Source organism: Streptomyces sp. NPDC093598, from assembly GCF_044764825.1.
GTDB lineage: Bacteria > Actinomycetota > Actinomycetes > Streptomycetales > Streptomycetaceae > Streptomyces.
The window spans coordinates 114,079-134,220 of record NZ_JBIWIV010000017.1 but is presented as its reverse complement, the minus strand read 5'-3'; the positions used below and the strand labels follow the sequence as shown (position 1 = coordinate 134,220).

Annotated in this window: 23 protein-coding genes and 1 tRNA gene; 19 read left to right on the top strand and 5 right to left on the bottom strand. The window is 67.7% G+C overall.

Translation table 11 applies throughout. From position 1 onward, the window contains the following. The first annotated feature begins 52 nt into the window (after nt 1–52). The 4 genes from ACIRDU_RS33500 (at nt 53) to ACIRDU_RS33485 (ending at nt 3,969) form a co-directional block, all read left to right on the top strand. Nucleotides 53–331 (top strand): hypothetical protein, encoded by a 279-nt coding sequence (locus ACIRDU_RS33500; RefSeq protein WP_403586731.1) that lies wholly within the window; start codon nt 53–55, stop codon nt 329–331. A gap of 474 nt (nt 332–805) precedes the next feature. Next, entirely contained in the window at nt 806–2,764 is a 1,959-nt protein-coding gene (locus tag ACIRDU_RS33495) for an ATP-binding protein (RefSeq protein WP_403586729.1), read from the top strand. Between the two features lie 286 nt (nt 2,765–3,050). After that, nucleotides 3,051–3,401, top strand: coding sequence for a GntR family transcriptional regulator (locus tag ACIRDU_RS33490; RefSeq protein WP_403586776.1), 351 nt, complete (start codon nt 3,051–3,053; stop codon nt 3,399–3,401). A gap of 1 nt (nt 3,402) precedes the next feature. Beyond that, a complete protein-coding gene (locus tag ACIRDU_RS33485; protein WP_403586726.1) occupies nt 3,403–3,969 on the top strand; it encodes an HD domain-containing protein in 567 nt (188 codons plus the stop codon). Here ACIRDU_RS33485 and ACIRDU_RS33480 read toward each other — a convergent pair. Together ACIRDU_RS33480 and ACIRDU_RS33475 are read right to left on the bottom strand one after the other, a co-directional pair. Next, the gene (locus tag ACIRDU_RS33480; protein WP_403586723.1) at nt 3,957–4,430 is read right to left on the bottom strand and encodes an NUDIX domain-containing protein; all 474 of its coding nucleotides are present in this window, start codon (nt 4,428–4,430) and stop codon (nt 3,957–3,959) included. The genes ACIRDU_RS33485 and ACIRDU_RS33480 overlap by 13 nt on opposite strands. 2 nt (nt 4,431–4,432) lie before the next feature. Further along, on the bottom strand, nt 4,433–5,191 hold the full coding sequence (locus ACIRDU_RS33475; protein WP_403586720.1) for an XRE family transcriptional regulator: 759 nt from the start codon (nt 5,189–5,191) through the stop codon (nt 4,433–4,435). A 711-nt stretch (nt 5,192–5,902) separates the two neighbouring features. Between ACIRDU_RS33475 and ACIRDU_RS33470 the strand changes: the two genes are divergently transcribed. The 9 genes from ACIRDU_RS33470 to ACIRDU_RS33430 all read left to right on the top strand — a co-directional run bounded on the left by ACIRDU_RS33470 (nt 5,903) and on the right by ACIRDU_RS33430 (nt 11,711). Further along, nucleotides 5,903–6,172 carry a DUF6284 family protein gene (locus tag ACIRDU_RS33470; protein WP_403586718.1) on the top strand — a complete coding sequence of 90 codons (270 nt, stop codon included), beginning with the start codon at nt 5,903–5,905 and terminating at the stop codon, nt 6,170–6,172. Beyond that, entirely contained in the window at nt 6,169–6,525 is a 357-nt protein-coding gene (locus ACIRDU_RS33465) for a hypothetical protein (RefSeq protein WP_403586715.1), read from the top strand. The genes ACIRDU_RS33470 and ACIRDU_RS33465 overlap by 4 nt, the downstream gene beginning before the upstream one ends. Continuing rightward, on the top strand, nt 6,522–7,040 hold the full coding sequence (locus ACIRDU_RS33460) for a hypothetical protein (RefSeq protein WP_403586713.1): 519 nt from the start codon (nt 6,522–6,524) through the stop codon (nt 7,038–7,040). Before ACIRDU_RS33465 ends, ACIRDU_RS33460 begins: the two co-directional genes overlap by 4 nt. Then, complete coding sequence (locus ACIRDU_RS33455; protein ID WP_403586711.1) at nt 7,037–8,050, top strand: DUF2637 domain-containing protein; 1,014 nt, start codon at nt 7,037–7,039, stop codon at nt 8,048–8,050. The genes ACIRDU_RS33460 and ACIRDU_RS33455 overlap by 4 nt, the downstream gene beginning before the upstream one ends. Continuing rightward, nucleotides 8,050–8,388: an RRQRL motif-containing zinc-binding protein gene (locus tag ACIRDU_RS33450; RefSeq protein ID WP_403586709.1), complete on the top strand. Its 339-nt coding sequence runs from the start codon at nt 8,050–8,052 to the stop codon at nt 8,386–8,388. The genes ACIRDU_RS33455 and ACIRDU_RS33450 overlap by 1 nt, the downstream gene beginning before the upstream one ends. Before the next feature lie 78 nt (nt 8,389–8,466). Continuing rightward, nucleotides 8,467–10,644 carry a cell division protein FtsK gene (locus ACIRDU_RS33445; protein WP_403586707.1) on the top strand — a complete coding sequence of 726 codons (2,178 nt, stop codon included), beginning with the start codon at nt 8,467–8,469 and terminating at the stop codon, nt 10,642–10,644. 141 nt (nt 10,645–10,785) lie between these two features. Next, nucleotides 10,786–11,061: a hypothetical protein gene (locus ACIRDU_RS33440; RefSeq protein ID WP_403586704.1), complete on the top strand. Its 276-nt coding sequence runs from the start codon at nt 10,786–10,788 to the stop codon at nt 11,059–11,061. Next, a complete protein-coding gene (locus ACIRDU_RS33435) occupies nt 11,058–11,252 on the top strand; it encodes a hypothetical protein (protein ID WP_403586701.1) in 195 nt (64 codons plus the stop codon). Before ACIRDU_RS33440 ends, ACIRDU_RS33435 begins: the two co-directional genes overlap by 4 nt. A gap of 12 nt (nt 11,253–11,264) precedes the next feature. Further along, on the top strand, nt 11,265–11,711 hold the full coding sequence (locus ACIRDU_RS33430; RefSeq protein ID WP_403586699.1) for a hypothetical protein: 447 nt from the start codon (nt 11,265–11,267) through the stop codon (nt 11,709–11,711). A 27-nt stretch (nt 11,712–11,738) separates the two neighbouring features. Here the strand turns inward: ACIRDU_RS33430 and ACIRDU_RS33425 are convergent, their stop codons facing one another. Beyond that, nucleotides 11,739–12,671: an HNH endonuclease gene (locus ACIRDU_RS33425; RefSeq protein ID WP_403586697.1), complete on the bottom strand. Its 933-nt coding sequence runs from the start codon at nt 12,669–12,671 to the stop codon at nt 11,739–11,741. A gap of 101 nt (nt 12,672–12,772) precedes the next feature. Here ACIRDU_RS33425 and ACIRDU_RS33420 point away from each other — a divergent pair, with 101 nt between their 5' ends. From ACIRDU_RS33420 to ACIRDU_RS33400, 5 genes are all read left to right on the top strand, one after another. Continuing rightward, complete coding sequence (locus ACIRDU_RS33420; RefSeq protein ID WP_403586694.1) at nt 12,773–13,873, top strand: DNA cytosine methyltransferase; 1,101 nt, start codon at nt 12,773–12,775, stop codon at nt 13,871–13,873. Beyond that, nucleotides 13,870–14,718: a bifunctional DNA primase/polymerase gene (locus tag ACIRDU_RS33415; protein ID WP_403586692.1), complete on the top strand. Its 849-nt coding sequence runs from the start codon at nt 13,870–13,872 to the stop codon at nt 14,716–14,718. The genes ACIRDU_RS33420 and ACIRDU_RS33415 overlap by 4 nt, the downstream gene beginning before the upstream one ends. A 2-nt stretch (nt 14,719–14,720) precedes the next feature. Then, nucleotides 14,721–16,199, top strand: coding sequence for an ATP-binding protein (locus ACIRDU_RS33410; RefSeq protein ID WP_403586774.1), 1,479 nt, complete (start codon nt 14,721–14,723; stop codon nt 16,197–16,199). Between the two features lie 466 nt (nt 16,200–16,665). Next, nucleotides 16,666–16,869, top strand: a complete 204-nt coding sequence (locus tag ACIRDU_RS33405; RefSeq protein WP_403586689.1) for a helix-turn-helix domain-containing protein — start codon at nt 16,666–16,668, stop codon at nt 16,867–16,869. 68 nt (nt 16,870–16,937) lie between these two features. After that, on the top strand, nt 16,938–18,335 hold the full coding sequence (locus tag ACIRDU_RS33400; RefSeq protein ID WP_403586686.1) for a tyrosine-type recombinase/integrase: 1,398 nt from the start codon (nt 16,938–16,940) through the stop codon (nt 18,333–18,335). Nucleotides 18,336–18,381: 46 nt separating this feature from the next. On the opposite strand, the gene ACIRDU_RS33395 is transcribed toward ACIRDU_RS33400, so the two are convergent. Both ACIRDU_RS33395 and ACIRDU_RS33390 read right to left on the bottom strand, forming a co-directional pair. Beyond that, nucleotides 18,382–18,455: transfer RNA gene (locus ACIRDU_RS33395), tRNA-Thr, on the bottom strand. Between the two features lie 51 nt (nt 18,456–18,506). After that, nucleotides 18,507–18,959: a DUF3224 domain-containing protein gene (locus tag ACIRDU_RS33390; protein ID WP_403586683.1), complete on the bottom strand. Its 453-nt coding sequence runs from the start codon at nt 18,957–18,959 to the stop codon at nt 18,507–18,509. Nucleotides 18,960–19,059: 100 nt separating this feature from the next. Here ACIRDU_RS33390 and ACIRDU_RS33385 point away from each other — a divergent pair, with 100 nt between their 5' ends. Next, on the top strand, nt 19,060–20,028 hold the full coding sequence (locus tag ACIRDU_RS33385) for a helix-turn-helix transcriptional regulator (protein ID WP_403586680.1): 969 nt from the start codon (nt 19,060–19,062) through the stop codon (nt 20,026–20,028). Nucleotides 20,029–20,142: the final 114 nt, after the last annotated feature.

Below are 20,142 nucleotides of genomic sequence, written 5' to 3'. Positions count from 1 at the left end.
CCGAGCTGAGGACGCTGCGGTAGGAGCCACGGCGAACGCGGGGCGCAGTATCTTGCACGCAGTCTGGCGGCGCCGGAACCCGGCCGAACGCCCCGAACTGGAGGCGGCGGTGCGTGAGGCGGCAGAGGAGCCGGGGGACACCGATGCTGCAGCCGCGCTGCGTCAGCAGATCAAGCGGACGCTAAGGGAGGATCCGCAGTTGCTCGCCGAACTGGCCGCCCAGCTTCCCCCGGCTGGGGCGGTGACGATCACCGCGTCTGGTGACCGGTCTATCGCCGCCCAGACGATCGGCACGGCCGTCACCGGAGACAACACAACGATCCGTCCGTGACCCCCAGAACTCGGCGCCGGTCACACCGCCTCGGGTCACCAGCCCGTGGCAGCAAAACCCAATCGAAGCTGCCACCTGCTAGTGAGCTGTCGCGGTGTCGACCTTGGTCATCGTTGAGCGCCCTTCCACTGCCCGGGAGGGCGCTCGTGCGTGAACGCCGCACTAGATGTTGTCCGATCTTGGTCCGGGGGTGTCTCGGGCGTCCATGAGGCAGGACCATTCGTCATGGCGGTTGCGGAACCACAGGGAACAGGGGCGGACGCCCACGGACCATCTGGCCATCGAGACGAAAGCTGAGACCGAGGTCGCCCCCCCGCCCGGCCCTGCGGACACCGACACCAAGCCGCCGCGCCCTAGGAACCCAGCGCAGCAGCTACCGACCATAGTCACGAAATGGAGGCGTTCCCCAGGAGCTGAAGCTACGCTCGTGTTGAGCAGCAACGAGTCTTCATGGAGCGTCGGGAGAGTGCCTGAGTGGAAACCAACAGCCCTTACAAGATGTCCGTAAGTCTCAATGTTGTCACCCACCTCGGACTCAATCTCTATAGCAATATTCCCGCTGTCTTGTCGGAGGCGGTGGCAAACGCATGGGACGCGGAAGCCAGCAAGGTAACCGTCGATATCGACAAGGCGGCCGGCGCGGTCGTCGTCCACGACGACGGCTCAGGCATGGATTTGGGCGATATTAACGACAAGTATCTCACTGTCGGCTATCGACGCAGGGACGATACCGGAACACTCACGCCGAACCTCGGCCGACCGGTCATGGGGAGAAAGGGGATTGGCAAACTCTCCCTTTTCTCGATCGCGCGCACAGTCGAGATTTATACTGTCAAGGATAACCATAAGCATGCATTCCGAATGAGCTTGGACGATATCAAGGCGGCAATCACGGACGAGGCGGGTAGCGATTCCCCATACCGCCCATCCCCTCTCGACACCACCGACATTGATTTCGCCCACGGAACGAAGATCGTACTTCGAGACCTCAAGAAGAATCTAAATCAGGCCGAGTTCGCACTGAAGAAGCGACTCGCCAGGCGATTCTCAGTCATCGGGCCAGAATTCGGATTTGAACTCGAAGTCAACGGCCAACCCGTCTCCGTGAGCGACCGCGCCTACTTTCATAAACTGCAATACATTTGGCTCTACGGCGACGAATCCTACACGGAACGGGTCCGTAGCCTGGCCATTAATGCCGAACAGGTGGAGATTCGCCCTTCGGTAACCGAAAAGGGTGGCAAGGTATTCGGCTGGATAGGCACTGTTCATAGCTCAGATCAGCTGCGCGAGCAGGGTGAGAACCTGAACAAGGTGGTTGTTTTGGCCCGCGGCCGCCTGGCCCATGAAGACATCCTGGAGAACATCAGCGATAGTAGCTTCTACCGGCAGTACGTGATTGGAGAGTTCAACGCAGATTTCTTGGACTCTGACACAGAGGAGGACATAACCACAAGCAGCAGGCAGCGATTGGACGAGGACGACCCTCGATTCATCGATCTCAGAGAATTCTTTGAGGGCGAGATGGGGAACGTCAAGAAGGCATGGGGCGATTGGCGCGACACCAAGGGGGTTCAGGTCGCCGCTGAAAACACTGCGATCGACGAGTGGTTTAAGTCATTGGGCCTTGAATCCCAAAAGAGAGCCCGTAAACTCTTCGGAACAATCAACAGTCTCGCGATTGACGATCCCGGCAAAAAGAAGGAACTCTTCGCGCACAGCGTAATGGCTTTCGAGAGCCTCCGCTACAAGGACAACCTGCAGGCGCTTGAAGAAATGACACGACCCGCGCTTGAGGGTTTCATCTCGGTATTCAATACCGTCGATGAAATCGAGTCCGCCTTGTACCATCGGATCGTTAATCAGAGGCTTGAGGTTATCGAGAAGATGCAAGCCGAGACCGACGCCGACAGCAAAGAGAAGATTCTCCAAGAGTTGCTGTTTCAGCATCTCTGGCTACTGGACCCGAGCTGGGAGAGGGCGACTGATGCCCATCTCGAAGAGCGCATTGGCAAGACTTTCGATGACGTCGCCCTCACTGATGAGGAGAAGAAATCCCGGATCGACATACGATACAAGCGGCTATCGGGCGCACATGTAATCATCGAGCTCAAGCGCTACAGTGTCGTCACTGATACCTACACCTTGGCAAGGCAAGTCAGGAAGTATCGAGATGCGCTGCGGAGGGCGCTCAAGGATCGCGGCGAAGCGAATCCTCATATCGAGATCGTGTGCATCGTCGGAAAGTCCCTTTCCGATTGGGCGCAGGAAGACGGACGCGCCGAATCGGCACAGACTCTGGGCCCTATCAACGCCCGAGTGATGACCTACGACGAGTTGCTCGACAACGCTCGCGGCCTGTATTCGGAATACCTGAGAGGTCGCGAAGGTCTCGACCGCGTACGCAAGGTAATCGAAAGCCTGGAGCCGTGACATCGAGTATTGTCCAACACGTCACGGTCTGGATGGGTCGAGCCAAGAGAAAATTGAACAGGCGGCAGTCCCTCAGGGGCTTCGCATCAAAGCCGACGACGGCTGCTGGGGCAGGATGACTGGCCTAGAGCAGAAGCTTTAGAAGCCGATGTGAGGACGAAAGAGGGGGGTTTAAGTGGCCCAGCAGCCCAGCCCGCGTGGAACCTTCCTAAGGATCGCTAACGCCTTGAAGTCAAGGATCGAGGCGGATGCTGGCATAACCGAGTTGCCGTCTGCTGGTGACCTTATGCGTGAATACAAGATCTCACGAGGGGTCGCCCTCCGTGCGTTCGGTGTCCTCCACCAGATCGGTGTTGCCGAACCGGTGCCGGGCGGACGGTGGCGTGTTGTACGAGTAGGTGAGCGAGCCGACCGACGCCCGTTGGAAGATCGGATCGCGGACATCGTCATGGATGAAGGTCTGGAAGTAGGGGCAGCTTTCCCCAGCGCATCCGTTCTGGCTGAAAGGTTCGGAGTCTCACGGCCCACCGTGACTAAGGCACTGGACAAACTGGAGGCTGCGGGCGTACTGGCGAGTGCAGGGCAGGGCAGGGTGCGGACGGTCCGCTCCGTGCCGACGCGAGAGGAGCGTTCGTAGCTTGCCAAAGTTGACGAAGTGGGCCTATCCCCTGGCTGAGTCACTGCTCGCCGAGCCGCTGCCACGGCGGTGGAAGCACTGCCTCGGCGTCGCTGAGAGGGCGCGCACGATCGCGCTCGTACTCGACCAGGACGCCGATCTGCTGGAGGCTGCGGCAGTCCTGCACGACATCGGCTACGCGCCGGACCTGGCCAAGACCGGTTTCCACCCACTGGACGGGGCCCGCTACCTCCGCGACGTGGCCGGTGCCGAAAACCGCGTCATCAACCTGGTCGCCCACCACTCCTGCGCCTGGATGGAGGCCGAAGCGCGCGGCATGCGCGAGGAGCTGGAGGGCGAGTTCCCCCGGGAGAGCGCGCACCTGAACGACGCGCTCTGCTACTGCGACATGAACACCACGCCGGACGGCACGTCCACGAACCCGATTGACCGGATCAACGAGATCGCCGGCCGGTATGGGCCGGACAGCCTGATCGGGCAGTTCATCCGCCGGGCCGAACCGGAGATCCTCGCCTGCACGTCCCGCGTGCTCGAACGGGTCGCCGCGGCCAAGCGTCAGCCGATATAGGGAGTCGTGCGCGCCTGATCCATGGCGTGCTCGATCCGAAGCCGCATCGTGGGGTGCACGTCCAACGCCGTCAGGTCCGCTGGGTCGACCCAGCGGACCTGAGTCGTCTCGTTACTTGTCCGGAGTTCACCGCCGACCGGCCGCGCGCGGAAGCAGATGCTGAACTGCTGGCGTACCTCGCCGTCGTCGTACTGCATCACGTGCCCGGGGTCCGTGTAGATCCCGGACATGTTGACGACTTCGGCCTTGATCCCGGTCTCTTCCCAGACTTCGCGCACAACGGTGTCGCTGATCGACTCCCCCACGTCGTGACCACCACCGGGCAGCGCCCAGCGCCCGTTGTCGGAACGCTGAATCATCAGCACCTGTCCCGCGTCGTTCTGCACAAACGCGACGACAGACGGCACGACCGAGTTGGCCGGCGGGGCGTCCGGGTCGTGCAGGTAGTCGATGCGTCCCATGCTCAAGCTCCCGTGATGTCGCGTTCGGTTACTGGCCTGGCGCCTTCCCAGGTCTGTTGAACGCTATTGGCGAAGGTGTCGAACAGACCAGCTCCGGAGAGTCGCCGCAGGTGGAACACGGGCGCCATGTAGGCCCCGATGCCGTACACATGCGTGTTGGTCAACATCTCGTCATCAGCGCGGTAGATCGAGTTGTAGAGCACCGTGTCGTGCAGGCGGAAGGCGATCTCGGGGTGGCTGGTGAACAGTGGGCGGTAGTTGACCAGCGCGTTGCGGATCTTGCCATCCATGATGCGGTGACCTTCATCGATGCCGCGTCGGATGACAGCTTCGCACTCTGGATCACCCATGAGAACTCGGATGCGGACACCACTCTCGGCCTTCTCTTTCAAGGTCGAGAAGAAGAGCGGGTCCTCTGCCAGGTAGATGCCGGCGTACACGAGGATGTCGATGCGCTCCGTGGCGCGCTCGCACATCTGACGCCAAAGAGCTGACGGCACGACGTGCCGATGCGGGTAGACAGCCACGATCTCGGCTTTGGTCAGATCTGCAGCGCTCTCGACAGCACGGCTGTCATCCCACAGCGTCGTCACGTCGACGTTCAGCGCCGCCGCCGTTGCGTACTGGTGGCGCCGGTAGGGGACTTTGCCCTGCGTGATCCAGCGTTCGACCGTCTTCGGGATGACGCCGATCTCTTCGGCGAGGCTCTGCACGGTCATGCCGCGGGCGAGGAGGGCGGACCGTAAACGCTCGTTCGACATCTGCACCCCCGTAGGGACTTCTAGGGACTTCTTGACCGTAGCCAGAAGGCCGCTAGCTGTCTAGGCGCGGGGTGCCCAACTCCCCTGAGCTGCAGCGATCCTGAATGTGCGCCAACAAGTCCCGGCGCGAAAACCGAAGGTTCCGTCGACGTACTTGACGGACCCTCATGCAGTACCTGTAAAACAGGTACTGCATCGACCGAATGCAACACCTCGGTCGGAGGGCGGCTTCATGCCGCATGCGCAGAAGGCGGGGACGCTGCAATCCCGCTGAAGGTCAGGCAGAACAGGGCTTCGGCCCGTACTGGCGAGGTGGCCCGGCGACCGCGAGCAACGGCCGGAGGGTGGGGACGTGGTCCCCCTTGCAGTGATTCACCCGTGTTGATCTCGCCTGAGAGGCATTCCAGTGCACCGACGAAGACTTTGGGCGCCGCCGTGTCGGACCGGCCGGCGGGCGCCAGTACGCAACCCGGGTCCGTGAGCGGAACGCGCGCTCGCGACCGAACCGGTCCGCTCTCTACCTGCCATCGCAGCGGATATCGCTGCGGCCGGTTGCCTCCCTCGCCCGTCCGGGCCCGCGCACCGCGCGGAGTCCGTACGGGCGGGGCGTGGGGAGCCGAGACGTTCCCGGCTTCGACGGCGAACGGCTCCCGGGGTGCCACCCGGGAGCCGCTGTTCGGGCCGTTCCACCTGTGAGAGGAACCACGACCCATGGACCACATCGTCACTGTTCAGGACGCTGTTACCGCGTTCGCCGACTTCATGGAGCCTACGAACGCGGAGCTGAACGCGATCGAGCAGGAGATGCCCGTCATCCTGGCGGACGTTGACCTGCTCGACGCGCAGATCATCACCATGGACCGCATCCCGACCGAGCTGGACAACCGGCGTCTCCGCCGGGCCCGCCGTCGGGTGCTGGCCGCCCGCTGCGAGCTGGCCAACCGCACGGCCGGCGCGAGCATGCCGGGGGGTGCGGCATGAGGGCGAACAACTTCCCGATCAAGAACCGGATCGCCGAGCCGCTGACGCTGGACGACTTGTCCGCGCCGCTGCGCGTGCTGCGCCTGCTGGCCGCTGACTTCGGGCACCTGCCCGCCCCGGACGTCGACACGTCCCACATCTACCCCGACCGGCTGACCCTGCGGTTCCACGGGGGACTCGACGCGTTCGAGGCGTGGCGGGAGGCGTTGGCAGTGCCACCGGAGAGCGTGACGCACGGGGTGCAGGGCTCTGGCACGACGCGCGTGTTGAAGGCGTCGATCCACTACGCGGGTGCAGAGGTGCACCTGCACGGCTACACCGACGTGCCCGCTGCGGACGGGGGTGCGGCGTGATCCGCATCGTCACGCGGGCCCGGCTCACGCAGCTTGAGGACGACGCCCGCGCCGCCGCCGAGCAGGCCCGGGAGGCCGGTGAGGCGGTCGGCCGGCACGTTCGAGAACTGCACGCCACCACTGACCGCGCCGAACGGGCGGACGCTGCCGCATCTGAGGTGGGCGCGCTGCTCTCCCGCGCGCTGGAGGAGCTGGCGGCCGCGCAGCAGGAGCTGTTGTTGAAAGACATCGAGATCCGCCGGTTGCGTGAGGAGGTGGAGGGCGCCCGGCGGGAGGGGCGGTGGCTGGTGCTGCTGCTCCAACGGGGCGAGCCGCACAGCATCCACCGCAGCCAGGGCGATGCGCACGCCTACGTCGCCACCCTCGGCATCCCCGTTCACGCGTGGGAGCCGAGCGATGAACGCCCTGCCGCTGAGGTGCTGTGGCGGCTCGTGCCGTTCACGCGAGACGAGGCGGTCAACGGCTTCCGCTCGGTGTCGGTGCCCTCCCCGACCGGCTGGGAGGGGGCAGCGTGAACAGTGTTCAAACGCGTTCAGCGGAGCGCGCCCTGTCGGGCGGCACGTGGCTGATCGTGTGCGGGGCGATGCTCTACTCGATCCTCACCGTGACGCCGCTGATGGCCAAGCACACGGCCGAGAAGTGGGCCTGGACGGCACCGATCCTGCCACTGGTGGTAGACGCGGCAGTCGTCATCGTGGTCAAGCTCGATGACGTGCTCGCCCGCCTGGGCGGAAACGGCGGACGCTGGCCCATCACCCTGCGCTGGATGACCGGCCTGATGACCCTCGCCCTCAACACCGCTGACTCCGCACTGAAGAAAGACCTGGTGGGCGTGGCTGTCCACTCGGTGGCGCCGCTGCTGCTGATCGTCACAGCGGAGACCAGCCTGGCCTACCGGCGAGCAATCGCCGCCGCCGTGGCGGCCCTGGAAGCCGAGCAGAAAGCCGAGCGGGAACGGCGCGAGCAGGCGGCACGGGAGCGTGCCGAGCAGGCCCGCGCGGAGGCCCGTGAGGAGCGCGAGCACGCCACGCAGTTGGCGCGTGAACAGCGTGAACACGAAGCCGCTTTGGCCCGCGAGCAGGCGCAGCGGGAGGAGCGGCAGCGCCGCGAGGAGCGGGAGGCCCGGGAGCGGGCTGAGGCTGCCGAGCGGGAGGCTCGTGAACGCCGTGAACGCGAGCGTGAACAGCGTGAACAAGAGCGGCTCGCGCTTGAACAGCAGGCCCGGGAGCGGGCCGAGGCCGAGCAGCGTGAGCGTGCCGAGCAGGCGGAGCGTGAACGCCGCGAGCGTGAGGAGCGTGCAGCCCGTGAACGCGCCGCGCTGCTGGAGCGCGGCCCGGCTGAGGACAAGCTGCCGGAGGGCGAGGCGCGCCGGATTGTGGCCGCTGCGTTCGAGGCGAACCTGTCGGTCCGCCAGGCGGCGGAGCTGTGCGGCTGGTCGGTCGGCTGGGTCTCCCACCGCTACGCCGAGCACCGTAACCCCGCCGCCGGCGGCGGTCGGGCTGATCTCGCGATCGCCAGTCAGTGATGGGCGCCTTACCTGTCTACCGGTGGAAGTTCGCGCCGGACGGATTGGCCACCCGCCGCCAGCTCCGTTCCAAGGGGCTGCGGCCCGGGGGCCAGGACGTGGCCGCGCAGCTCGAACGCCCCCGTCGCCAGCGAGGGCCGCTGGTCGCCTACCTCTACCGCGTCGACCTGGCCAAGCCGGTGCGGCCGATGACGCCGGCGAAGCGGGCGGCCCTGGCCAAGGCCAACGCCGCCCGCCGCACCTGCCCCGTCTGCGGGCTGGATGCGGGCTACGTCATCCCGGCATCGCTCGGTGCTTGCGTGACCTGCGCATTTCCCGACGCACGGTACGTCGCTTGATCGTGTAAGGGGCCCGGCCGCTCACCTTCCACAGCGCCGGCCGGGCCCGCTCATCCCTCCCACTGGAAGGAACCTTCAGTGAAGCATCCCGAAGACGACAACGAACTGTTCAACCGGCTGGAAGCCGAGATGGCCGCCGACCGCGGCGCCGATGTGGTTGACCTGGACAAGGCCCGTGCCGCCCGCGAACCCGCCCCGACCGACGTCGAGTTGGACGACCCGACCACGCCAGTCATGGTCGACAAGCCGGGCCAGGTCAAGGCGGGGCCCGGTTACCTGGGTCGGCTCGCTGCGGCCAAGCGTCGCCCGGTCGTCCCGCTGTGGCTGCGGTCGATGGCCGAGCTGCGGACCGCGTCGGCCTGGGTGGCCCGCCACTACGCGCACACCATCGGCTACCACGCCCTGCGCTCCCCGGTCTATGCCGCCCGTCTGACCATGCAGGCCCCGACCGGGCTGGCCCGGTTCGTGGGCGGCACCATGCGGTGGATGACCGACCGCGAGGGCGAACCCGTCCGCCTGGCGGCCGTGCGCCGCGAGGACGCGGCCGAGTACCTCAAGCTCTCCCGGCAGCGCGACCGCCGCGTGCGGCTGCGCACCCTGGTGGCCGTGCTCGGCATGTTCGTCGGACTCGGCCTGGCCCTCGCCCTGTACGTGCTGGCCCCGGACTGGCTGCAAGTGCTGTCCGTCGGCGCCCTGGTCCTGGCGCTGGGCGTCAACGGCCGCAAGGCAGACGCCCCGGTCATTCATCGCGCGGTGGAAGTGCCCAAGGCTTCCAAACTGACGTCGGATATCGTCCTGCGGGCCCTCGGCTCGCTGGGCATTCCGGCGATCAACCAGGCGCAGGCCAAGGGAGGGGACGGGTTCGAGTTCACCGCCCCGATCACGCGCGACGGCCCCGGCTGGCGGGCAGAAGGGAACCTCCCCTTCGGCGTGACCGTCACGGACGTGATCGAGCGGCGCGAGCGGCTCGCGTCGGGTCTGCGTCGGCCGCTGGGCTGTGTATGGCCTGAGGCCGTCTCCGATGAGCACACCGGGCGCCTGGTGCTGTGGGTCGGTGACCAGGACCTGAAGTCCGCGCCGAAGCCCGCCTGGCCGCTGCTGAAGTCCGGCACCGTGGACCTGTTCAAGCCCGTCCCTTACGGCACGGACCAGCGCGGACGCTGGGTCGAAGTCACGCTCATGTTCATCGCCGGCGTCATCGGCGCCATCCCCCGCATGGGCAAGACGTTCCTGCTGCGCCTGCTGCTGCTCATCGCCGCACTCGACCCCCGCGCGGAACTCCACTCCTACGACATGAAGGGCACCGGCGACCTCGACCCGGTCGGCGAGAAGGTCTCCCACCGGCACGGCGTCGGCGAGGAAGACGAGACGATCCAATACGCTCTCAACGACTTCCGCGCCCTGCGCGAGGAACTCCGCCGGCGCACCAAGGTGATCCGCTCCCTGCCCCGGGACATCTGCCCCGAGTCCAAGGTGACCAGCGCTCTTGCCGACAAGCGCTCCCTCGGCCTGCACCCGATCGTGATCGCCGTGGATGAGTGCCAGGTCCTCTTCGAGCACGCCGACCACGGCAAGGAGTTCGAGGAGATCGCCACCGACCTGGTCAAGCGCGGCCCGGCCACCGGGATCGTGCTGCTGCTGGCCACCCAGCGCCCGGACGCCAAGTCCCTGCCCACCGGCATCAGCGCGAACGCCGGCGCCCGCTGGTGCCTGAAGGTCATGGGCCAGACCGAGAACGACATGGTCCTGGGCACGTCGTCCTACAAGCGCGGCGTGCGGGCCACGATGTTCGCCTGGGGTGACAAGGGCCTGCACTACTTCGTGGGCGAGGGAGCCGACGCCCGGATCGTCTCCGCCACGTTCATGGACGCCCCGGGCGCCGAAGCCATCGCCGCCCGCGCCCGCACCGTGCGCGAGAAAGCCGGACTGCTGTCCGGCTACGCACTGGGGGAATCCCCGGAGGCGGTCACCGGCCCGGCCTACGACCTGCTCGCCGACGTCGCCGCCGTAGTCGCGGACAAGGAAGAGCGGGTGTGGAACGAGCGGATCGCCGCCCGCCTCGCCGAACTCCGCCCCGAGATCTACGGCGGATGGAAGGGCGAGAACGTCACGTCCGCGCTCAAGCCGCACGGCATCCGCACCCGCGACGTGGCCGGCACCACCGACGACGGCACCCGCACCACCCGCCGGGGCATCGTCCGCGCCGACCTCCTGAAGGCGATTGCGGAGCGTAACGAGAAGCCGGGCGCCGCATAGGGCTTACACGCTGCTACCGGTAGCAGCCACACCTGCTACCGGTAGCACCCCCGCTAGCACACCAAACCCTCTCCCACCAGCCCGTTAGCGGATAGCACCCCACCTGCGGAAACCCCCGAAAACCCGCCCGGAGGGCCCCTGATGACCCCCACTCTCCTTACTATCGCCTGCCTGATAGCCGTCACTTTTGGTTACGGCGGGCTGTGTGCGGCCTCACCGTTCGGCGACTGCCGCAAGTGCCGCGGCATGGGCCACGCCCTCAAGCACGACCGCAAAGGACGACTCAAGCGCGGCAAGGACTGCCGCCGCTGCCGCGCGACCGGCAAGCGCATCCGCGCCGGCCGCTGGCTCTACAACCGCTGGGTGCGCATCTACCGCGCCGGCACCGACACCCCCCGCCCGGGAGGCACCCGATGATGCTCAACATCTCCGCCGTGCTGCTCTTCGGCGCCGCGTCCTTCTTCGCCGTCAAGACCAAGTCCGCCGGCGGCGGCGCCGCCATCGTCCTGTTCCTCTTCGGGTTCTTCGCGGCCGGCACCGGCGCCTACGAGCCCATCCACAACCTCGTGCAGGCATCCGCCGACGCCCTGACCGCCCTCGGCAACTGAAGGAGCCCCACCGTGAACGAACCCACCACCCACCAAACCGCGCCCCTCGTGGTCCACCAGCCCACTCCGATCACCCCCGCCACCGTGCGCCCGGGGCCGGTCGCCCACGTCCAGCCGGGCCACGTCCCGGCAGTCGCGAGCGTCGTCCTGCCGGACGGCCGCGTCGTCACCGGCTACTCCGTAGCACCGGCTCAACCCGAACCGATCGCCACCAAGCCGGTCGTCTCCCGCGCGGCGGTGAACGTCGCCCTCGGAGGCGTCGGGTTCCTCGCGGCGTGCGGCGGGCTGCTGCTGCTCACCTCGTTCATCACCGCCCTGACCGCACTCGTCACCCAGCTCGTCATCCTCGCCGCCGTCGTCACCGGCGGCTGGATCGCCGTCCGGGTCCTCACCCCGAGCGGTGGCACGACGGTGAACATCCGCCGCGCCGTGTTCAAGCGAAACCACTTCCACGGCTGAAGCCCAGGTGTCTCTGTGCTGGGCCAGCTAGGACTCCGGTCGATGGAGACGCCAGTGCCTATCAAGCCAAGTGCGGTGTTCCCGTTGCAGGGGAACTGCCACCGGTTTTTCCTGCAAACTCGCGTACAGCGGATACGCGAGCATCTCCGCACTGATGTCGAGCGTGCCTGTCGTGGGATTCACCGCAATCTCGCCCAGATCGAAGAGACGGTGGATGTCGCGGCGCAGCAGCAGCCCGCCGTGCTCGTGGTGCTCTCCGCTCTGGGCATAGCTGTAGAGGTGGGCAGCTTCCAAGGCTGTAGCGGGTGCAGGGCCGGTGAAAGCACATTGCTCGCCTTGGTCGGCCAGCAGCCGCTTACGGAAGGCGCCTTGCCCTATGCGAACCCGTACAACCGACTCTCGGTGTCCTCCGGGAATGGACAAGCGCGTCTCCTCCAGCACGTCGAGTTCAGCGACGTCGCCCGTGACAGCGGTCAGGGCGTTACGTAGCTTCTCCCACCGCGCGGGTCGCATGCTGTGCTGCGATCGCGGCGATTCACACAGGGCCCGTAGTTCCGCCCCGGAAAGTAGCCCTCTCGCGTCCATCCACGCCTTGCCATGGCGTGACTGGTAAGTCGTTACCTGCTTGGTCGTGCGGCCCGGGACGTCGAACGACGCTCCGCAGTCATAACAGCGGTACTGGGGCGCCTTCTGCTGTCTCCGCTTGATCGCTGCCTTATCGCAATGCGGGCAGAAATACAGCGGTTTCTCACGAGTGTCCGTCTCGATGGCCTCGATGACAGAGACGCCGATCAGTTCCTTCCTGTCCCAGAGCGCGATCACGTCTCCCTCTGCCAGGCGCGCGTGATTGGGAACCGTGCTGTCCCAGCTGTAGTGCTCCGCAGGATTGTCGTCGTACCCGTCGTTTCCGGCGTGCTCTCGCCTGTCCCCCAGAGCCAGCACCAGCCACGCAGTAGCCATTCCACCCCCAAGTTGTCATGAGTCGGGGCGGTCGCCTCTCGCCAAAGACCGCGACCGCCCCGTCAACCAGCACCCAACAAGAGAACTGGAGACACACCAGCATGACCCAACCCACCGACATTCGGCGAGCACCTGACTCGCCGCGCATCTTGGCACTGTGCGCCGGCTACGGCGGTTTAGAGGCCGCGATCCGGGCCCGCATCGGCGGCCAGGTCGCCGCCTACGCCGAGAACGACCCGCACGCCGCGACCGTGTTCGCCTACCGCCACCCGGGCGTGCCCAACCTCGGGGACATTCGCCACGTCGACTGGAACCGCGTACGGGACGTGTACCGGCCCGACGTGATCGGGGCCGGCTTCCCCTGCCGCAACACCTCCAACGCTGGACGAAGGGACGGGATCAATGGGCAGTGGTCGCGAGTCTGGAAAAACGTCGCTGAGGCTGTGGGCGACCTTCGACCGCGCCTCGTCTTCCTGGAAAACGTGGCGGCGCTCCGCTCGCGGGGGCTGGACGTCGTCGCCGCGGACCTGGCCGCGATCGGGTATGACCTCCGGTGGACATGCGTACGCGCTGGTGACCCCGAAACCGGCGCCCCGCACGAACGCGACCGCTGGTTCGCAGTTGCCCATCCCGCTGATGCCGACCCCCACCAGCTCGGACGGCACTGGCGGCCCCGGCACCTCACCGAAGCGCAAGGGCGGGATGAACCTGCGCACCGCCGTCACGAAACTCCCGGCGCCCCCGGAGTCGTGACCCTGCTGCCCACACCGGCGGCCCGCGACTGGAAGTCCGGCGCGTCGAACCTGCTGGAGCGCAACGCCCGGCCGCTGAACGAGGTGGCCGTCAACCTGCTCGCCGGCGTGGACACCACCCCCACCGGGCCGGTCCCGCTGGACGAGCGGTGGGTGGCGAGCGACGGCACCGACTTCGGGCCCGCCGTCCGCCGTTGGGAGCGCATCACCGGACGGCCGGCACCGTGCCCGACCGAACCGGGCACGCGCGAAAACCGGCGGCTGTCCCCGCTGTTCACCGAGTGGATGATGGGCCTGCCCGCCGGCTGGGTCACCGCCGTCCCTGGCATCCCCCGCAAGGAACAACTGAAGATCCTCGGCAACGGCGTCGTGCCACGCCAGGCACACCACGCCTACGGATGGTTGCTTGGTACCGCCACGGCCAAGCCGTCGCTGGGGGTGGCGGCATGAGCGGGACGCTCTCCCCCCGGCACACCGCGCTGAGCCTCGCGGCATCCGGCGTGCCCGTATTGCCCTTGCGTCGGGGCAAGGTGCCGTTCGGCAACTGCACGACGTGCGCGGACAACGCCTGCGGCGGCCGGCCGAACATGAAGACCCCGGGCCCCTGCCGGTGCGCCGGCGTCTGCCACGCGTGGGCCGCTGCCACCACCGACCCGGCCGTCATCATCTCGCCCTCGTGGGCGGCGGCGTGGCGGCGGGCGGTGTGCGTCGGCTACAACCCCGGCGGCGCCGGCCTGACCGTGGTCGACCTGGACAACGCGGACGCCATCGCCTGGGCCCGCACCACCCTGCCCGCGACGCGGACTGTGCCGACGACGCGCGGCCAGCACTGGATCTACCGGGGCGCCATGCGGTCCGTGAACGGGGTGCGCCCCGGCGTGGACATCAAGTCGACCATGTCCTACGCCCGCTACCTGGGTCCCGGCACCGGCCACATGGCCGACCTGCCGGATACCGTCCGTGCCCTTGCGGTGAAGGAGCCTTCCCCGGCCCTGCCGGTGCCGCAGGCCGTCACCGTGCCCGCAGGGCCGGGGGGTGCGGAATGCCCGCACCGCACGCCCGCCTACCTCGAACGCGGCATCGCTATGGCCGTGCAGCGCATCACCGGTGCCCGCGGCGCGATCCACGCCACCGTGTACGGGGCGTTCCTCGCGGTGCTGTCCAAGCACGGCCGGTGCGGCTGCCTCACCGACACCCACATCACCCGGCTGTTCACCGCCGCGCAGGCCAAAGGCGAGACCCTGCGGCACTGCACGGACGCGTGGACCAACGCCCGCACCACGTTGGGACTGTGACCATGTCCGACGACGACAAGAACCCCGCCCGCGAAGTCATCACCGACTACGCCCAATCCCACTTTCGGTACTTCCGCACCGCTGACGGGACCGTGTACGCGCAGCGCAACGGCCACCCCGTGGCCCGCCCGATCCGCTCCCAGGGCACCGCGGGAAGCCACCGGCAGGAACTCATGGTCGGACTGTTCAAGGACGGCATCGGCGTGTTCAACGGCACCGCCATGAAAGAGGCACTGGACTTGATCGAGGCACTCGCACTGACCGAGGACGTGCAACCCGTGCACATCCGCGTCGCCCCCGGATTCGACGGTGCCACGTGGCTGGACCTGGGCCGCAGCGATGGGCAGTCCGTGCGGATCCACCCCACCGGATGGGACATCCGCACCCCCGACCCGCGTGAGGTGTGCTGGCGGCGTACCCAGCTCACCGGGGAACTGCCCCTGCCGGTCAAGGACACCAACGGCAAGGGCATCGACCTGCTGATGCGGCTGTGCAACTTCGCCACCGCCGAGACCGAGTGCCTGGCCATCGCCTGGCTGATCGGCTGCCTGGGTCCGGACGTGCCGGTTCCCGCGCCGTTCCTCACCGGTCCGCAGGGTGCGGGCAAGTCCACCGGTGGGCGGATGCTCGTGCGGATCATCGAGGGCATGAGCGGCGACCTGCGCCGGGCACCCAGGGATGAGGAGAACCTGATCACGGCCGTGGCGGCCGGATGGGTCACCGCCCTGGACAACCTCTCCCACATGACCCCCGAGCTGTCGGATGCGATGTGCTGCATCGTCACCGGGGCAGAGAACGTCAAGCGCGCCCTGTTCACCGACGGGGACGTCTTCCGCATCGGCTACCGCCGCCCCCTGCTCCTGACCGGCATCGACGTCGGAGTCATCCGGCCGGACCTCGCCGAACGGCTGTTGCCCCTGCGGCTGGAACGCCCCCGCGTCCGGCGCACCGAAGCCGAGTTGTGGTCGGACTTCGCTGAGGTGTTGCCCGTCATCCTCGGCTCGCTCCTGGACCTCACCGTGCAGGTACGCGCGGCTCAGGCGGACATCCCGACGGACCTGCGCATGGCCGACTTCGCGCACCTGTGCGCGCAGCTCGACGCGGCCACCGGTCTAGGGGCGCTCGCCGCCTACCGGGCCAGCCTGGACGACCTCAACGACGACGTCATTGAAGGCGACTTGCTGGCACAGACCGTGCTCAAGCACGCCGCCGGCATCGACCCGGGCACCGAGCAGCGCATGACGTCCGCCGAATGGCTGCACTGCCTCACCGGCCTCTACACGGGCGAGGACTTCCGCCCCCTGCCTAAAGGGTGGCCGACCACCGGCAAGGTCCTCTCAGACCGCCTCAAGCGCCTTCAGCCCACCCTCGCCGCCCGAGGCGTACTCATCGACTGGGGCCGCACCAATACGTCCCGCTACATCGAGATCGCGCGGCCGTCCTCCGCGCCACCACCACACGAGCAGGAACCGGCTTTCTGACCGCGCGGTACCGCTACCGCCCGGACAAGCAAGAGGAGCACCCGTCGCGGCGTGCTCTTCTTGCTGTTCGGCGGCGGCGCCGCCCTGCGATGGTCGCGCCGCGAAGCGGCCCGTTCTTCGCTCTCTGAGCCGCGCACCACAACAGACACCACCCCCTCTCTTGTCCGAAGTAGAGAGACCCTGCGTCACCTGCGTCACCCACACCCCGAAAACGGCCAGTGACCTGCCAGAACAGCGGTGACGCAGACGGCCCGCTTCTGCGTCACCCCGCGTCACCTGCGTCACCTGCGTCACCCGATGACGAAGGCCTACGTCACAGGTGACGCAACCCCAGGTTCCTGCGTCACCCCGAAACCGCAGGTCAGAGACGTGAATGACGCAGATGACGCAGGTGACGCAGAAATCCGCACCTCGGACAGACGCGAACCCTGACAAGTTGCAAGCCGCCCGCATAGGAGACACCCGGATGAGCACCGCGCTTGCCGCTCCCGTCGACCGACTCCTTTACAAACCCGAGGAGGCTGCCGAAGCGCTCGCCATCGGCCGATCCACCGTCTACGAACTGATGGCCGAAGGCGCCCTGAAGTACATCAAGTTGGGCCGCACGCGCCGGATCCGGCGAACGGACCTCGAGGAGTACGTGGCGAACCTCGCGCCCCTGCCCAACTGACCCACAGCACGCACGCCCTGAGGCGCCCCGAGCACTCCGCTCGGGGCGCCTCCCGCATGGAGGAGCACATGAGCCCCCGCAAGCCCAACATGGAATCGACCATCTACTTCGGTGCGGACGGCTGGTGGCACGGACGCGTCACGATGGGCGTGAAGAACGACGGCAGCCCCGACCGCCGGCACCGCCGCGCCAAGACCAAGACGGAGGTGCGCCGCAAGGTCAGGGAGCTGGAGCGGCTGCGCGACCAGGGCCGCGCGACCACCGCGGGGCGAAAGCCCACCGTCGCGCAGTGGATGGAGACCTACCTGACCGACATCGCGAGCCTGAAGCTCAAGCCGCGGTCACTCGATGACTACTGGTCGAAGACCCGGAACGACATCGTCCCCGGCGTCGGCCAGCACCGCATCGACAAGTTGCAGCCCGAGCACCTGGAGCGGATGTACCGGGCCATGCTCGACGCCGGCCACGCTCCCTCGCACGTCGTCAAGGTGCACCGCATTCTGTCCCGGGCCCTGAAGATTGCCCATCGCCGCCGCATCATCGGCGAGAACGTAGCCACGCTCGTGGACCCGCCGAGCATCGACGAGATCGAGGCCAACCCCTTCACCAAGGAGGAAGCCAAGGCCTTCCTGGAGGCCGCGTCGAAGCGGCCCACGTTCATGCGGTGGATCGTCGGCGTAGGCATGGGGTTCCGGCAGGGCGAGACGCTCGGCCTGCGCTGGTCGTACGTCGACTTGGAAGCGGAGCTGTTCCGCCCCGAGTGGCAGTTGCAGCGCCTCACGTGGCGGCACGGCTGCGCCGACCCGCACGCCTGCGGGGCGCGCCTGCACCGCTTCGAGCCGTGCCCGGCCGAATGCGCCAGGCACAAGAGCTACAAGCGCGGCTGCCCGAAGCCGTGCCCCAAGACCTGCACAAGGCACGCGAGCGCCTGCCCGCAGCGAAAGGAGGGCGGCCTCGTCTTCACCCGCCCGAAGACCAAGAAGAGCCGGAACGCCGTCCCGATCCCGCCCGTGTTCATCCCGTTCCTGCACGAGCACAAGGCCGGGCAAGAGGAGCTGCGGGCCGCCGCCGGCGAGCTGTGGCAGGAGCACGACGTCGTGTTCTCCCGGCCGGACGGACGCCCGCTCGACCCGCGCGCCGACTACGAGGAGTTCAAGGAGCTGCTGAAGGAGGCCGGGATCGACGACCGCCGCCTCTACGACGGGAGTCGCCACACCGCCGGCACCATCCTCAACGAGCTGGGCGTGGACATGCCCACGATCATGGAGATCCTCCGGCACACCCAGATCAGTCAGACCCGGCGATACGTGAAGGGCCGCTCCCACCTGTCCAAGGACGCCATGCGACGCATGGGTGAGTTCTTCGTGCCCGCGCCCACCACGGCGGATCCGGGCCCCACTGAGACCAGAATTGAGACCCCCGGCACCCGCGCGGTCCGCGCCCGGCGCCGCCGCCGCGTCCGCTGACGACGAAACCCCAGGTCAGAACGCATCCGACCTGGGGTTTCAGCAGAGCCCCCTGTCGGATTCGAACCGACGACCTACGCATTACAAGTGCGTTGCTCTGGCCAGCTGAGCTAAGGAGGCGCGCGTACTACGACGCCGTACGCGAGGCGGCACCACTGTACACAGAGCCCGTCACGCCGAGCCACGAAGTTCCGTTCGGCCGGACTCCTCCGCCACCTCGTACGCGAAGCGGTACGCCACCGCCGTCTCACCGTGCCGTGCGGTGAAGTCCCCCCTTCCGGTGAGGCCGGTCAGCTCTCCGCTCCCCGACCCCGGCACCACCTCGAAGGCGCAGTGCACCGTGCCGTCCTCGCCGAAGAACCCCCGCTCCTCCACCGCGAAGCTCCCCTCACGGCCCTCGACGCGACCGGTGAGGAGTTCCATGCCGCTGAAGGAGCCGGTCTTCGCGGTGACGTAGACGATCGAGTACTCGCAGTTCGTCCCGGCCGCCTCGATGCCGCCCGTGAAGGTGTTCCGGACGGAGGCGTGGGCGAGGCGGGGGTTCGCGTCCTCGCCGGGGCCGATCACGCGTTCCTGCCAGTCGGCGAAGGTGAAGTGACCGGTGGTGGTGCGGGTGCCGGGCATGGGTGGTCCTCTCGGTCGGGCTGATGTCCTCCACCAGCCTGGACGCCGTACCTGACATCTCCTGTCAGGTACGGCGACGTACGCCGCGACAATGGCCCCCATGCGCGCCGACCGGCTCCTCTCCCTGCTCCTGCTGCTCCAGAACCGCGGGCGGATGACCGCACCCGAGCTCGCCGCCGAGCTGGAGGTGTCGGTGCGGACGGTCTACCGGGACGTCGAGGCGCTGGGGGCGGCCGGTGTGCCGGTGTGCGCCGACCGGGGACCCGAGGGTGGCTACCGGCTGGTCGACGGGTACCGGACGCGGTTGACGGGTCTGACCGACGCCGAGGCCGGTTCGCTGTTCCTCGCCGGGATGCCCGGCCCTGCACGGGACCTGGGGCTGGGGGCGGTCCTGGCCAGCGCCCAGCTCAAGGTCCAGGCGGCCCTGCCCGCCGAGTTGTCCGCGCAGGCCCGGCGAATCCAGGAGCGGTTCCACCTGGACGCACCCGCGTGGTTCCGGGAGGCCGACCCGGTGCCGTGTCTGGAGGCCGTGGCGGCGGCCGTGTGGGAGCGGCGGGCACTGCGGCTGCACTACCGGCGCTGGCGCGGCGAGATGCGCCGGGAGGTGCGGCCGCTGGGGCTCGTGCTGAAGGGCGGCATCTGGTACCTGGTCGCCCTCGCGGAGGAGGCCGTACGGACCTACCGGGTGTCGCGCGTGCTGTCCGTCGAGGACACGGGGGAGGTCTTCGAGCGTCCCACGGGGTTCGATCTGGCCGCCTACTGGGCCGAGTCCTCCCGGCGTCTGGAGGCCGCCCTGCACCAGGGCACCGCCCGGCTGCGGATCTCACCCCGCGCGCGGCAGCTGCTGCCGATGCAGTTCGGCGCGGCGGGCGTACGGGCCCTGGCGGGCGCCGGCCCGCCCGACGGCGACGGCTGGGTGGAGGTGGAGCTGACCGTCGAGTCGGAGGCGGTGGCCGTGGGCGATCTGCTCCGGCTCGGCACGGAGGCGGAGGTGCTCGGCCCTCCCGGGCTCCGGCAGGCCGTGGCCCGGGCGGTGGTGGCGCTGGCCGACCGGTACGGGCAGCCGTGAACAAGTCCGGGCAGCCGTGAACAGACCCGGGCAGCCCTGACGTGCCGCTTCGAAAATTTCCGCGAAGTTCACAGGCCCGGAACTACTGACAGACGTGTGAACGCCAGGTACCGT